11 protein-coding genes are annotated in these 13,736 nt (G+C 62.8%); 5 read left to right on the forward strand and 6 right to left on the reverse strand.

Annotation, left to right across the window (positions count from 1 at the left end; genetic code table 11):
* Positions 1–41: 41 nt before the first annotated feature.
* The 4 genes from ACIQTW_RS09210 to ACIQTW_RS09225 all read left to right on the forward strand — a co-directional run bounded on the left by ACIQTW_RS09210 (position 42) and on the right by ACIQTW_RS09225 (position 4,352).
* Positions 42–893, forward strand: coding sequence for an ABC transporter ATP-binding protein (locus ACIQTW_RS09210; RefSeq protein ID WP_402936382.1), 852 nt, complete (start codon positions 42–44; stop codon positions 891–893).
* The gene (locus tag ACIQTW_RS09215) at positions 890–2,926 is read left to right on the forward strand and encodes a YhgE/Pip family protein (protein WP_402936383.1); all 2,037 of its coding nucleotides are present in this window, start codon (positions 890–892) and stop codon (positions 2,924–2,926) included. The genes ACIQTW_RS09210 and ACIQTW_RS09215 overlap by 4 nt, the downstream gene beginning before the upstream one ends.
* Positions 2,923–3,576 (forward strand): TetR/AcrR family transcriptional regulator, encoded by a 654-nt coding sequence (locus ACIQTW_RS09220; protein WP_402936385.1) that lies wholly within the window; start codon positions 2,923–2,925, stop codon positions 3,574–3,576. The genes ACIQTW_RS09215 and ACIQTW_RS09220 overlap by 4 nt, the downstream gene beginning before the upstream one ends.
* 140 nt (positions 3,577–3,716) lie before the next feature.
* Positions 3,717–4,352 (forward strand): hypothetical protein, encoded by a 636-nt coding sequence (locus tag ACIQTW_RS09225; RefSeq protein WP_402936386.1) that lies wholly within the window; start codon positions 3,717–3,719, stop codon positions 4,350–4,352.
* A 162-nt stretch (positions 4,353–4,514) separates the two neighbouring features.
* Here ACIQTW_RS09225 and ACIQTW_RS09230 read toward each other — a convergent pair whose 3' ends face one another.
* The 6 genes from ACIQTW_RS09230 to ACIQTW_RS09255 are packed head-to-tail and all read right to left on the reverse strand — an operon-like array spanning position 4,515 to position 12,844.
* Entirely contained in the window at positions 4,515–5,933 is a 1,419-nt protein-coding gene (locus ACIQTW_RS09230) for an NAD(P)/FAD-dependent oxidoreductase (protein WP_402936387.1), read from the reverse strand.
* Between the two features lie 31 nt (positions 5,934–5,964).
* Positions 5,965–7,575 (reverse strand): dipeptide ABC transporter ATP-binding protein, encoded by a 1,611-nt coding sequence (locus ACIQTW_RS09235; protein WP_402936389.1) that lies wholly within the window; start codon positions 7,573–7,575, stop codon positions 5,965–5,967.
* Entirely contained in the window at positions 7,572–8,429 is an 858-nt protein-coding gene (locus ACIQTW_RS09240) for an ABC transporter permease (RefSeq protein WP_402936391.1), read from the reverse strand. Before ACIQTW_RS09240 ends, ACIQTW_RS09235 begins: the two co-directional genes overlap by 4 nt.
* Positions 8,426–9,451, reverse strand: a complete 1,026-nt coding sequence (locus ACIQTW_RS09245) for an ABC transporter permease (RefSeq protein ID WP_402936393.1) — start codon at positions 9,449–9,451, stop codon at positions 8,426–8,428. Before ACIQTW_RS09245 ends, ACIQTW_RS09240 begins: the two co-directional genes overlap by 4 nt.
* A 1-nt stretch (position 9,452) precedes the next feature.
* Positions 9,453–11,150 carry an ABC transporter substrate-binding protein gene (locus ACIQTW_RS09250; protein ID WP_402936395.1) on the reverse strand — a complete coding sequence of 566 codons (1,698 nt, stop codon included), beginning with the start codon at positions 11,148–11,150 and terminating at the stop codon, positions 9,453–9,455.
* Positions 11,147–12,844 (reverse strand): amidohydrolase, encoded by a 1,698-nt coding sequence (locus ACIQTW_RS09255; protein WP_402936397.1) that lies wholly within the window; start codon positions 12,842–12,844, stop codon positions 11,147–11,149. Before ACIQTW_RS09255 ends, ACIQTW_RS09250 begins: the two co-directional genes overlap by 4 nt.
* 178 nt (positions 12,845–13,022) lie before the next feature.
* On the opposite strand from ACIQTW_RS09255, the gene ACIQTW_RS09260 reads away from it, so the two are divergent.
* Positions 13,023–13,709 (forward strand): TetR/AcrR family transcriptional regulator, encoded by a 687-nt coding sequence (locus tag ACIQTW_RS09260; RefSeq protein WP_402936399.1) that lies wholly within the window; start codon positions 13,023–13,025, stop codon positions 13,707–13,709.
* Positions 13,710–13,736: the final 27 nt, after the last annotated feature.

The raw sequence follows: 13,736 nt of genomic DNA on the forward strand, positions 1-13,736 counted from the left end.
TTAGACTTTCAGCAGACACCATTTCTGCGAAAGGCTTCATTGTGCTGTCCGTACAGCAACTCCAGATCAACGGCCGCCGGGACGATCTCCTACCGGCAACGTCCCTCCAAGTCCGCCGCGGCGAACTCCTGCTCGTCGCTGGAGAGGGTCAGGACCAGCGGACCGCTTTGGCGTTGGCCTTGAGCGGCCGGATGAAGCCAAGCAACGGTGTGCTGAGTTGGGATAACACCACCAAGACCAAGAAAATCCGCCTCGCAAGCGCCTTGGTGGACTCCCCCGGCGTCAACGAACCCGAGCAACACCTCAGCGTCCGCGATCTGGTCACAGAAGACCTCTCCCTCATCCCCCGCCGTTACCGCGGCGCACTGCTGAGCAAGCCGTGGCTGAAGGTCAACAGCTTCGAAGACCTTGCAGGCCTCTGGATAGAACAAATTCCCGCGGCTCGCCGGCTCGAACTCCTCACCGCGCTCGCCTTGGCAGATCCGGCTACCGACCTCCTTGTTGTCGACTCCCCGGATCGCCACAGCGCTGATGCCTCGTCTTGGTTACCCCGGCTTCAGGCATTGGCGTCCGACGCCGGGCGGCCGCTTGCCGTCGTCGCCGTCGTGGGTGCCCTCCCTGAGAACTGGACCGGCCCCGCGGCTGTGATTGGCAACTCCGTCTCGCACCCGCCTGAACCGGAAACGGAACCGGCCCCCGCCCACATCAAGCGAGGCCAGGCCAGGCCAACCCCAACCGCGCCTGCCCAGCCCAGGCCGGCAGTCGCTGTCGAGCCCAAAGCCAAGCACGCGGCCAAGCCAACACCGGAAACATGTGGGGCAGCTGAAACATCCGCAGCCACCACAGCCGCTGCCGAAACCGAATACGAAAACCTTCAAAGGACTGCAAAGTGACTGTTCTGCGGCTCGCCCGCTCCGAACTCAAGCGCATGACCGGCGGGCTGCTGCCCAAGCTGACCATCCTCGCCCTGACCATGGTCCCGCTGCTCTACGGCGCCGTGTACCTTTACGCGAACTGGGACCCGTACGGCAACCTGAACCAGATCGACGCCGCCTTGGTGGTGGAGGACACGGGAGCAACGTCGTCGGACGGTACTGAACTGCAGGCCGGCAGGAAGGTGGCGGACAGCTTGGTTGAGGGCCACGTCTTCAACTGGAAGCAGGTGTCCAGCGCGGAGGACGCAGACGCGGGTGTCCGTACAGGTGAATACGCCTTCGCGTTGCGCATTCCCAAGGATTTCTCCGCCAACCTGGTCTCGCCCGGCAGCTTCGACGCCGCCAACCAGGCCATGCTGCACGTCACCACCAACGACGCCAACAACTACCTCCTGAGCACCATCGTGGACAAGCTCACAACAGCCGTGCATTCAACGGTGGCAAAGGAGGTGGGCGAGGAAACAGCCAACCAGCTCCTCACCGGTTTCGGCACCATCCATGCGTCCATAGTGAAGGCTGCTGATGGCGCCTCGGAACTGGCCACTGGCGTTGGCAAACTCAGTGACGGTGCCGCAACCCTGCACGACGGCACCACCCAATTGGTCACCGGTGCCGACCAACTCGTAGTCGGACAGACCCAGTTGCGGGACGGTGCGGTACAACTGAACACCGGTGCCGGCCAGCTAAGTTCGGGCCTGACCGAGCTCAAGAACAAGACCGCCACCCTTCCAACTGATTCGCAGAAACTCGCCGACGGCGCAGCACAAGTAGCCGCCGGAAACGCCGAGCTGAACGCGAAAGTCCAGGACGTCGTCGGGCAGCTCGAGGCGGCAGACAAAGGCCTGCGCAATCGGGTTGTGGAATCGAACGCACGACTGGTGACAGCCGGTGTCCTGACACAGGAGCAGGCCGACAAGGTTCTGGCGGACTTTGACGCCGCCGCAGCATCGAGCCCGGTGACGGACGCGAAGACCAAGATCACTGGCAATGCTGCCAAGATCCAGCAGCTATCAGACGGTTCAGCTGCTGTCAGTGCCGGAGCATCCAAGCTCGCCGCCGCGACACCGGCTCTGACCGATGCGATCTCGAAGGCTGCTGACGGCGCCGGACAGCTGAGCACGGGCGCATCAACGTTGGCCGCCGGGCAGCAAACCGCCCTGGACGGGGCCGCCAAGCTCGACGACGGCGCACGCCAACTGGACAGCGGCGCCAGTCAGCTCGCCAGCGGCGGAGTCACAGCCTCCGACGGCGCCCACACCCTGGCCACCGAGCTCGCCAAGGGCGCGGGAGACATCCCTAACCCAAACGACGAGCAGAAGAGCAGCGTGTCCAAGGTGATCGCGGATCCAGTGGCAGTGGACAACGTTTCCCAGGCGAAGGCAGGTTCCTATGGCGCCGGGCTGGCACCGTTCTTCCTGACCCTCGCACTGTGGATCGGCGTGTTCATGCTGGTCCAGGCCATGCGTCCCATCACCCAACGGGCCCTCGCCTCTAACGCCCCCGCTTGGAAAATCGCCGTCGGAGGCTGGTTACCGTTCTTCGTGGTCTCCGTGCTGCAGGCCACCATCCTCACTCTCGTGGTGAATCTAGGCCTGGGCCTGAACCCTGCGCACCCCATCGGGATGTGGCTGTTCATGCTTGCAGCCGTGATGGCGTTCAGCGCGATCATCCAAGGGATCGTGGCGCTCATGGGTACGCCCGGAAAGTTCGTGGTGCTGATCCTGCTGGTCCTGCAGCTCGTGTCTTCGGGCGGTACGTTCCCGTGGCAGACCACCCCGATGCCGCTCCATGTTGTCCACGAGGTCCTGCCCATGGGATACGTGGTGACCGGCATGAGGCACCTGATCTACGGCGGTGAGCTCAGCATGATCTGGCCCACCGTACTTGGCCTGCTTGGATACACTTTGCTGGGAGCGGCACTATCAACGCTCGCCGTCCGCAAACACAAGATGTGGACCCTTAAGACGCTGAAGCCGGAGATCGCAGTATGAGCACCACCGAGCCGGTTCCTTTCCAGGCAGATTCGCGGGAACCCGGTCCCGCGGAGAAGAAACTTCGGCCCGGGCGCACTAACGCCACTAAGCAACGCCTGTTCGAAGCCTCCATGGAGCTGATCGGCGAGCGCGGCGCTGCGGGGGTGACCGTGGATGAAATTGCGGCCGCCGCCGGAGTGTCCAAGGGGACCGTGTATTACAACTTCGGCAGCAAGTCCGACCTCATCGCCCAGCTCCTGCGGCATGGTGTGGATATCATGCTGGTCCGGCTCCAGGATGTCCGCGGACAGGCCAACGACCCCCTGGAATCCATGACCAACATGGTGGGGCAGGCCATGGAGTTCATGGACGATTACCCCTCCTTCGCCCGCCTATGGGTCAGCGAAAACTGGCGCACTCCCGGGGAGTGGAGCGCCGTGTTTGCAGAGCTTCGCGCTGAGCTCTTGGCTGTGATTGGTTCGGCCGTGGAGAGCGTTGCGGCCGGTTACAAGGTTGACGAGAGCATTGCCCGGGGGTCCCTCGAGGCAGCGATTTTCGGAGCGATTTTCGTGGTTGGCCTCGACCGGCAGACGTACAACCCTGAGCGCACCCGCGAGCAGAGCGTCGCTGCCGTCATGACCATCATGCACGGGTACGTCATCAAGTAGGCCTGGCCCGTTGTGAGGCCCGCTCTGCGCCTTATTATTGGCTGTTAGGGCGCAGAGCGGGCCGCGCAACGGTATCCAACTGCAATGTACGACGGCGTGGCGTGGCCACTTGGTCGGCGATGATTAACCTCATGCGTCACATGGGGAACAGTGGGAAGCTTGCGGTGGTGTCCGCGTTCGTCTCGCTCGGGCTGTTGGTGCTGGCCGCTGTCGTGCTGGAGGAACTGGTGTTGTACCTGTTTCTGGGTTCGGTACTGATCTGCTATTTGGCGTCCATCGTGCAGGTCTTCAACCGGCGACGCTACTTTGTGGTCCTCGTTGGCGCAGTGGGCACCAGCCTTTTCATCGGTTGCAGCATCGCCTTCCTGCGAATGTGGGGCATCGCGTTCAACCAGGACGCCAATGCTCTGGGGAGTGCCGTTAGCACCCAGGATTCAGATATCTACTTCTACCTGGCTGCCGTGGCAGGGCTGGGGACGCTGGGCGTGCTTTTCCTAGGTGCTGTGGTGCCATCATTCGGTTCGCGAACTGCAGCTCCCGTTCGACGGCCTCCGGCTGTTCAGCGCACCCCTGCACCCCGCAAACCCGCTCCGCGTGCAGGAACCCACACCAAGCGCCCTGCTGCTACGGTCCCGCGGTCGTCCGGCGCAGCGAAGGCATCCGGCGCAGCGAAGCCCCCCGCCGTGAAGCGTCCCGCTCCCCGTACGCCAACAGCGGCAGCCAAGCGTCCGACGTCGAGCGCTTCCACCCCACGCAAGCCAACCCCTAAGCGCTAACTCACCAACCAACCCTCTCGTTGCCAGGCCCGCTCTACACGCTAACGCGGGATCTAACCCTGCAAAGCAGGCCCCACAACGAACCCGCCCTGCGTTGCGAGGCCCGCTCTACACGCTAACGCGGGACCTAAACGTGCAAAGCAGGCCCCACAACGAAGGGGGTCAGGAGTCGAATCCCAACCCGACGGCGTCGAGCGCTTTGAGGATCAGGTTCCGTTTTCCCTGATTGTGATCGGCGCGGTCCATGGACCAGCGTGTCAGGTTGATGCCCAGGGAAGCGAGCGGCTCAGGAGGGAAGGGCAGCGGGCGCTTTCGGACCATTTCCACGCGGGTGCGTTCGGTATCCAGCCCGGCCAGGAGATCCAGGAGGACGTCGGCGGCAAAAGCCGTGGCACCCACGCCCAGGCCCGTGAAGCCAGCCGCGTACGCCACCCGTCCCTTCCGCGCCGTGCCGAAGAACGCGCAAAACTGCGTGCTGGAGTCAATAGGTCCGGCCCACTTGTGGGTGAACTTCAGCCCCTCCAACTGCGGGAACGTCGTGAAGAAGTGCGAGGCGATCTTCTCCCACGTCGCGGGCTGGTGCTCGTGCCGCTGGTCCACGCGCCGCCCCCAGAAGTAGAGGGCGTCGTAGCCACCGAACAGGATCCTGTGGTCCTTGGTAATGCGGTAGTAATGGAATTGATTCGCAACATCCCCAATCCCCTGACGCCGGGACCAGCCGATGGACTCCAACTGTTCCGCGCTAAGCGGCTCGGTCATAAGCGCGTAGTCATACACGGGCACCGTCATCAGCTGGTTCCGTTTGAGCAGTGACGGAAACACGTTGGTACCCAGGACCACGTTGTCCGCTTCGACGTTGCCTCGCTCCGTAACAACGGTGACGCCCTGTTCGTGGTCCTTCAGCTCGCGCACGCGAGTGTCCTCGTAGATCACCACGCCGAGCTCCGTTGCCACTCGAGCCAGCTCAAGTCCGAGTTTGTATGGGTGGACCATCGCCACGGAGTCTTTATGCCAGCGGCCCGCCAGGTAGGTGGGTGAGTTGACTTCTGCCCGCACGGCTTCCTGGTTCAAGAAGACGCTGCCGGGGCTGTCGTCCTCTTGGAGCCAAGCCACCTGGTGCGGTTCAACGGCAACGTTGAGCTCACCGGTGCGCTCCCATTCGCAGTCCATGCCGTACTTTTCAATGGCTTCCTGCATGCGGTCAAGGTTCTCCATGCCTAAGCGGTCGAGGGTCGCCAATTCATCAGGCCAGCGGTTCTTGCCATTCTCATGGCCGTGGGTGAGACTCGCCTCGCAGAAGCCGCCGTTGCGGCCCGAAGCTGCCCATGCCACCCGCTCCCCTTCCAGCACGATCACCGTCCGGCCGGGATCGCGTTCCTTGGCACGCAGCGCCGTCCACAACCCGGTATAGCCGCCACCAACGATCACGAGGTCCGCGGCAGCATCGCCGTCGAGTTGTGGATAGCGCGTGGCCGAGTCCTTGAGGTGGTCGATCCAGAACGACCGGTGGGCCGCGCCTTCCAGGGCACGGGATACGACGGCGGCCTGCGGGACATTCCGTTCGAAAACGGTGGTATTCACGGGAAATTCTCCTACTTCAAGGGTTAGTCTCTTACCGGTCAGCAGTGACCGGCTCGGCGTCCCACAATGGCCGGGGACGGGAGGCGATGAGGTTCCGCGTGTAGTCGTCCCCGGGGTCCTCAAGGATTCGAGCCGTTGGCCCCTGTTCCACGATCCGTCCCTGATGCATCACCAGAAGCTCGGAACAAAGCCGTGAAACCACAGCCAGATCGTGGGTGACGAATAAGATGGTCAGTCCGAGCTGATCCCGCAGTTCCTCCACCAGCTCCAGAACTTGGGCTTGGACAGATACATCCAAGGCGCTGGTGGCCTCGTCCAGCACCAGGAGCCGGGGGCGGGCGGCGAGCGCTTTGGCCAACGCAACCCGCTGCCTCTGCCCACCCGAGAGTGCGCGAGGCCGTGCATCGAAACGTTCCGGTCCGATTCCCACGCGCCCCAGCAGGATCCGGGCGCTGTCTTTGGCTTCCTTGCGTCCTTGCTTCTGATGCAGGCTGAAGACATCTGCCACTGCGTTTCCTACAGGGATGCGCGGGTCCAAAGAGAGGTAGGGATCCTGGAACACAATCTGGACATCCTTGGCCAGGACTTTTCGTTCAGAAGCTTTCAGGGGACGGTGCGGCCTGCGGACGTCCCGCAGCGTGAGTTCACCCGATGTTGCAGTTTCCAGCGCCACCACCAGCCGGGCCAGGGTGGACTTTCCAGAACCCGACTCCCCCACGATGCCCAAAGACCCACCCTCAGGCAGGGTGAAGCCGGCGTCATCCAACGCGGTGATGACTTCGCCGCGGGGCAGTTGGTACGTTTTGGATAGCCCTGAAGCCGTCAGCAGGGGTGCCCCGGCGACCACCGACGCAGCCAAGGCGCCCACTTCAATGACCGGGGTAGCCTCCACCAGCTGCCTGGTGTAGTCCTGCTGGGGCGTTAGGAAGACGGTTTGGGTTTGCCCCTGCTCCACAACTTCGCCCCGACGAAGCACGTAGACGCGTTCACACAAGCTGGCGGCAAGATTGAGGTCGTGCGTAATGAAGAGCATGCCCATTCCCCGTGACTGTTGCTCTTCGCGAAGGAGCCTCACGATCCCCGCCTGGGTAGTGACATCCAAGGCGGTGGTGGGTTCGTCGCACAGCAACAGATCCGGTGAGTTCAGGAGTGCAGCTGCGATCATGACACGTTGGAGCATGCCGCCCGAGAGCTGATGCGGGTGCTGGTCCATGAGCTCCTTGGAACGCCGCAAGCCAACCTGCTCCAATTGCGTCACGGCCCGTTCCGTGGCTTCGGCCCGGGACAAACCATCAAGCCTCACCAAGGTTTCAGTGAGGAAGTCCCCCACGGTCCGGACGGGGTTGATGCCCGCCCTCGGGTCCTGGAAAATCATGGAAGCATGCTTCCGCCGCAGCTCCATGAGGCGCTGTTTGCCGGCCGTCAGGGTATCGAGGCCCTGAACCGAAACGGTGCCGGAGGACTGCGAACCCCCAGGAAACAACCCCAGTGCGGCCCGCGTAGTCAGCGACTTGCCTGAGCCGGACTCCCCCACCAAGGCGACCGCTTCGCCGTCGTTCACGTGCAGGGAGACGCTGTCCAGCAGCGGCGGCCTGCCCGGAAAACCCAGCGTGAAGTTTTCGATTTGCAAGAGCTGGCTCATGAAAGTTTTCCTCCGATGCGGTCTGAGAGTTCCTCGCCGATGACGTTGACGGCCACCACTACCAGGACCACTACCAAGGCGGGCCAGAAGGCGGGCAGGATGTAGCCACCCAGCAGCGCGCCCCGGGATTCCTCGATCATGGCGCCCCAGTCGCTGGTTGGCGGTTGGACCCCGAGTCCGATGAAGGAGAGCGCTGCGAGGTCGGCCAGCACGTAGCCGAAGTTCAATGTTGATTGGGCGCCAACAGTCGGAACCAGGTTGGGGAGAACCCGTCCCAGCACCACCCAGGGCGTCCGGAACCCGAGCACGCGGTAAGCCTGGACATACGGCCTGCCCCGCTCAGCCACCACCAGGGACTGCGTGAGCCTGGCAACATACGGAACGTAAGCGATGGTCATGGCCAGGATGGGTGCGAAGAGCCCTTTACCGAACAACGCGATCGCGAGCATGGCCATGAGCAATGCGGGAAAAGCAAAGAGGAGATCGAAAAGGCGGCCCAAAACCTTGCCCGGCCAGCCTTCAGACCAGCCGGCGACAAGGCCAAGCAGCAAACCCAGGACAGTGGAGCCGATCACCACGATGGTGGGCCCCAGCAGCGAGGTCCGCCCGCCGTGCATGAGCCGGCTGAGCAGGTCACGGCCCAGCGCGTCGGTCCCCAGCAGGTGTTGTCCGCTGGGACCGGCAAGGACGTTGTTCAGGTCCACATAGTCGGGGTCGTAGGGCGCCAGGACCGGGGCGAAGAGTGAGAGAAGTACGACGGCGGCGGCGACGGCGAGCGCGCCCCACGCCATGGGTGACAGGAGGCTGCCGTAACGGCGAAGCCCTGCCTGGGGCAGCTGGATGGCTAACGTCATCGGGACTCCGTTCCGGCCGCGATCCGCGGATCAATAAGGGGTTGGATGAGGTCCACCACGGTATTGACCAGGACGAAGGCCGCCACCACCACCATGACGATCGCTTGGACGACGCCGAAGTCGAGCCTGTCGATGGACTGCACCAGTAGCTGCCCGATGCCGGAGAGGCCGAACGTCCGTTCGATGATGGCGCTGGAGACCAGCAGTCCGGCCACCAGTACGCCGCTCACGGTCAGGATGGGACCCATGGCGTTGCGCAGCACATGGCGTGCCACCACGGATCCGCGGGTGAGGCCGCGGCTGGTGGCGACCTCCACGTGTTCGCGGAGCAGTTGCTCGTTCATGGAGGAACGGGTCACCCTGGCCACCATGGCGATGTAAGTGATGCCCAAGGCGAGCGCCGGGAGGGTGAGATGCCAGATCCGGTCCCATCCGCCGTCGCCGCTTCCAAAGGAGGGGAACCAGCCCAGGCCCACGGAGAACAGCGCTACCAACGCGATGGCTGCCACGAACGGAGGCACTGCCCCCGCGGCGGTGAGGGTGATGAGAATGAAGCGGTCACCGAAGCCCTTGTTCAGGCTGGCAACAATGCCGGCGAACAACCCCAGGACCGTGATGAACACCGCGGCGAGCGCCACGAGTTGCAGGGTAGTGGGCAGCCGTCCGAGCAGGACGTCGGATACATCCTGGCGGTAAGTCAGCGAACGTCCCCAATCACCTTGGAGAATGCCACCGAGCCAGTTCAGGTACTGTTCCCAAGCCGGTTTATCCAGACCGAACTGCCGGGTGATCTCTTCCAGTGCCTCGGGCTTGGGGCTACGTCCCCTCAGCAGAAAGCGTGCCGGGTCGCCGGGGACCAGGAAACGTGAGAAGAAAACGGCCAGGGAGGCAACAAACAGCGTCAGCAGCAGGGCCACCAGCTTCTTTACGATGTACACCGCCGGGCGGACTGCCCCCCGGTTTTCCCGCTTGCGGGCGGGAGCGGCCGGCGCCGGTGCCTGCGTGTAATCGGTTGTGGTCATATCAGCGACCTCCTATCTGGGCTGCCCACGGGAAGTACATGTAGTTGATGGAGGGATCCGCCCCGGTAATGCGTTTGCCCAGCCACATGGAGGTGACGGTCTCGTAAAGCGGCCCCCACACCACTTCTTCGCTGGCCAGCTTGGCGGCTTGGCCCGTGAGTTTGCCCCTGGCATCGGGGTCCTGCACGCCGTACGCGGAGTTCACCAGGTCATCGAATTCCGGGTTGCTCCAGCCGCCATAGTTGCTGAAATCTCCGGTGCGGAGCACGCTGTACATTTCCAAGGGCTCGGTGCTGGAGAGGTACCAAGAGGTCACCAGGAGGTCTACGTTCTTGCGCGACTCGGGGTCTGAGAACAGCGTGGTGTATTTGTCGTTGGACATGGTCTGGATTTCGGGCTCCAGCCCAATTTCTTTGGCTGCCGACGCGATGGCCCGTGCCGTGATGTCGAAGGCTGCGTTCAGGGAGGCAGTGGCGAAGACGAACTTACTGCCCTCGGCTCCTGCTTCCTTGATGAGATTCTTGGCTTCTTCCAGGTCATAGGGTGTGGACAGCAGGCCGTCAAAAGCCTCATCCGTAGTTTGCGATGCCACGTCCTTCCACACACTCTTGGTGGTCAAGGCGTCCGTCTTTTTCGCGTACCCCTGTTCGGCCGCCTTGATTAAGGCTTCGCGGTTTATGGCCATCATCAGCGCCTTGCGGACCCGGACGTCCTGGAAGGTGCCGCCGAGGTTGGTGAAGACCAGGCTTTGCACCGACGTGTCCTCGCCAAAGTACAGCGAGCCGGCATCTTTATTGGCTTTCAGGATGTCCATGGCATTGGAAGGGATTGCGAAGCCGCCATCGATTTCGCCGGTCTGGAAGGCGTTGATGCGCGACGTGGCATCGGGCAGCATTTTGAAGGTGACCTGTTGGGACTTGGCTTTGAGTTCCGGGTCCCAGTAATCATCGAAGCGTTTGAGGGTGATGCTTTCACCGGCTTCCCATTGCTCGAATTGGAAGGGTCCGGTGCAGTTCACGCCTGTGCTTGAGTTCCCGTAGTCCTTACCGGCAGCTTCAAGAGTTTCGGCGGACTCCACCACGCCCGTGGCTCCCACCAAGGAGCTGTTGAACACGTAGTCCGGCCGGGTAGTGGTCACCGTGACCTCGAAGTCGCCGGTCTTCTCGATAGACTCCACGTTCTGGTAGGCGGATGCCCAGAAGGAACCCACTTCGGGGTCCACGTGGCGGCTCAGGGAAGCTACAACATCGTCAGCTGTCATCTCACTGCCGTCGTGGAACTTCACGCCCTGCCGAATGGTGTAAATCCATGTCAGTGGATCAGGGTTCTCGACTCCCGTGGCCAAGCCCGGCGCCGTGGACAGGTCAGCGTTCCAGCGGAACAGCGACTCACACACATTGGACAGCACAGTGTTGTCCGGGTAGTCGAACGCGTACGCATAATCCAGGGAGAAGGGCTCCGCGTACATTGCCCAGTTGAAGTTGTCGATTTCCTGAGCGGGAGCCGGCGTGGAGTCGGACATGGTGAACTTGGCTCCGTCAGCGGCGTCCGTCACGCTGGCGGGCCGGACGCCGCAGCCGCCCAGGACCAACCCGGCCACGACGGCGGCGACACCAACCGCGGTGATGCGCGACGGCGTCGTCCGCGGTTTCAAACGCACCGCCCCTTGGGCGGGCTGCGGCGCTGGGTCCAGCCTCATGGCATCACCGAGGCCGGTTGAGCTTGACTGTTTCGGGTGAGCGCGCGGTCATAGACGCATTCGCCCCCAATCCACGTCTGCGTCACCACCGACCGGTGCAACTCCTGCGCAGGGAGGTCGAAGACGTTGACGTCTAGTACGGCGAGGTCGGCGAGTTTTCCCGCTTCCAACGTTCCCGTTTCCGTTTCCATGTGGTTGATCCACGCTGAGCCCTGCGTGTAGGCATCCAGGATCTGCTTGAGGCTGAGCTTTTGCGATTCCGGGCCGAGTGCGGGCAGGTCCTCCCCCGGCGCTATGCGGTTTACTGCTACGTGGATGGCCGCGAGAGGGTCCGCGGTGGAGACAGGCCAGTCGCTTCCGGCCACCAAACGGGCTCCTGCCGAAGCAAGCTCGCCAAAGGGGTAATGCCTGTCCTCTGCGCCGGGCTCCAGGAACGGGAGGGTCAGCGTGTCCATCTGTTCTTCATGGCAGGCCCAGAGAGCCTGGACGTTGGCCGCCGCCTTCAGTCCGGTAAACCGGGGAACATCCTCGCTACGGACCATCTGAAGGTGCGCCAGGTGGTGACGGTTGTCGTTGGTCCCGTTGCTGTCCCGCGCCGCTTCAAGTGCATCCAAAGCGTCCGTCACGGCGCGGTCGCCGAGAGCATGGAAGTGAACCTGCATTCCGGCGGCATCTATGGCGGTGACGAATTCCTTCAGCACCTCGGGCTCGAAGAACTCGATGCCACGGTTGTCCGTGTGGTGGCCATGGTCATCGAGGTAGACGTGATGCATTGCGGCTGTGTAGTTCTCGGCCACACCGTCCACCATCACCTTCACGGTGTTGGCGTTGAGCTGATGGTGGTCGAAGGAATCGGCCACCCTGTCCCGGCGTTGCGTGATTGCTTCCAGCTGGGCCATTCCGGCTGTCCTGTCCCACCATTGGCATGCGGTGACCCGGGCTTTCAGGTCGCCCGCCTTCGCCGCGTCCATGTAGACGTCCAGGTGATCGGCATGTTCGCCCTCGGGAATGGGAACCCAGGCGTCCTGCCAGGCCGTGATGCCTCGCGATAGGAGCAGTTGCTGGGATGCGAGCAGGCCTTGGTACGCCAACTCATACGGCACCGTTGGCTTGACCGCATTGAACAGATCCATGGCCCCCTCATGAACTGTGCCGGCGGGCGTCCCGTCTTCTTCGCGTTCCAGCCGGCCGCCCTCAGGATCAGGTGTTTCCGCGCCGATTCCCGCCGCCTCAAACGCTGCTGTGTTGGCCCACGCGCCGTGGTGGTCCCTGTTGACGAGGTAGACGGGCTTGTCCGGCACCACAGCGTCCAGCAGTTCGCGGGTGGGAGTACCGCCCGGGAAGAAATCCATGGACCACCCGGCCCCCAGGATCCAAGGTTCATCGGGGTTATCAGCTGCATAGCGGGCAACCACTGCCACTGCCTCTGCTGCGCTGGTGGCCTCTGTCAGGTCGCACTGAAGAAGTTCGATACCGGCGAAGATGGGATGGATGTGGGCATCCTGGAAGCCAGGCACCACCAGTTGCCCTTGCAGGTCCATTCTCCGGGTTTCCGGCGTGATCGAACCGTGAAGCTCGTCGGGTGTTCCGACGGCGATGATGCGGCCTTCGGCTATGGCAAGGTTTGCGCGGAGGGGGCCGGCGTCATTGCCGGTGTACACCCATCCGTTCTCAAACAAAATCTCGGCGTGCACTTTCGAGTCCTTTCGTGGGGAAATTCAACTCTGCGACACACACTATGAGCCGGATCACACTTAAGTCAACAGTGTTGACATCAATGCTGACAAACACTTTGACTGGACCTTGAAAGGAGGACGCCATGAATCATGTAGGTTGATAATCAACCCGGAACGCATGGAAGGCGGACAACTGATGGTGCAGCCAGCACAGTCGACGGACCGCCGCACGCGCCTTGACCCGGCCACCATCATCGACGCCGTCCTGCGGATTTCCAGCCAGGAACTCGGGGAACGGCTGACCGTGCGACGGCTGGGACAGGAACTCGAGGTGGACGCCACTGCCGTCTACCGGCATTTCCGGAACCGGGACGCAATCATCAGGGCAGCACTGGACCAGTTGTTCATGATGTCCGTTGAGCGCACACTGGCCACGGCACGAGACCGCGATTGGCGTGCCCGGCTGGAGGCCTACCTTGACGAAGTCCTTAAAGCCTTCATGCAGCATCCCTCCTTAGGCAGCGAGTCGTTTGCCACGGACACCTACGGCCCCGGCGAGCTGAAAGCGATCGAGTTCGTCCTGCAATGCCTCACCGACGCCGGGCTGGAAGATGACCGCGTGGTGCACTATTACGCGGCCTTGGAAAGCTACACCCTCGCGCTCGGCGCCGGCATTGCGGTTGAAATCCAGCGGCTCCCGGACTCCGAGGGCCACGACCCTTGGCTCAACCCCCGGGTTTTCACGCGTATCACCGGCCGCCCGCTCCTTGAGAAACACCACACTGCACTGCAAAACCTTGATTCCCTCAAGGCGTTCCAAGCCGGCCTCTCGGCCATCCTGGACAGCGCCGAACGCGAAAGCAACCGTCGACCGCAGGCCTGACCACCTGCCTCACAGTCTTCTTAGCCA

It is taken from the genome of Paenarthrobacter sp. NPDC090517, from assembly GCF_044769165.1.
Lineage (GTDB): Bacteria > Actinomycetota > Actinomycetes > Actinomycetales > Micrococcaceae > Arthrobacter.

What these genes read in the sequence shown, in the direction of transcription:
- ACIQTW_RS09245 (WP_402936393.1), bottom strand. Translation starts at nt 9,451, where the DNA reads ATGACCACAACCGATTACACGCAGGCACCGGCGCCGGCCGCTCCCGCC.
- ACIQTW_RS09250 (WP_402936395.1), bottom strand. Translation starts at nt 11,150, where the DNA reads ATGAGGCTGGACCCAGCGCCGCAGCCCGCCCAAGGGGCGGTGCGTTTG.
- ACIQTW_RS09260 (WP_402936399.1), top strand. Translation starts at nt 13,023, where the DNA reads ATGGTGCAGCCAGCACAGTCGACGGACCGCCGCACGCGCCTTGACCCG.
- ACIQTW_RS09225 (WP_402936386.1), top strand. Translation starts at nt 3,717, where the DNA reads ATGGGGAACAGTGGGAAGCTTGCGGTGGTGTCCGCGTTCGTCTCGCTC.
- ACIQTW_RS09240 (WP_402936391.1), bottom strand. Translation starts at nt 8,429, where the DNA reads ATGACGTTAGCCATCCAGCTGCCCCAGGCAGGGCTTCGCCGTTACGGC.
- ACIQTW_RS09220 (WP_402936385.1), top strand. Translation starts at nt 2,923, where the DNA reads ATGAGCACCACCGAGCCGGTTCCTTTCCAGGCAGATTCGCGGGAACCC.
- ACIQTW_RS09235 (WP_402936389.1), bottom strand. Translation starts at nt 7,575, where the DNA reads ATGAGCCAGCTCTTGCAAATCGAAAACTTCACGCTGGGTTTTCCGGGC.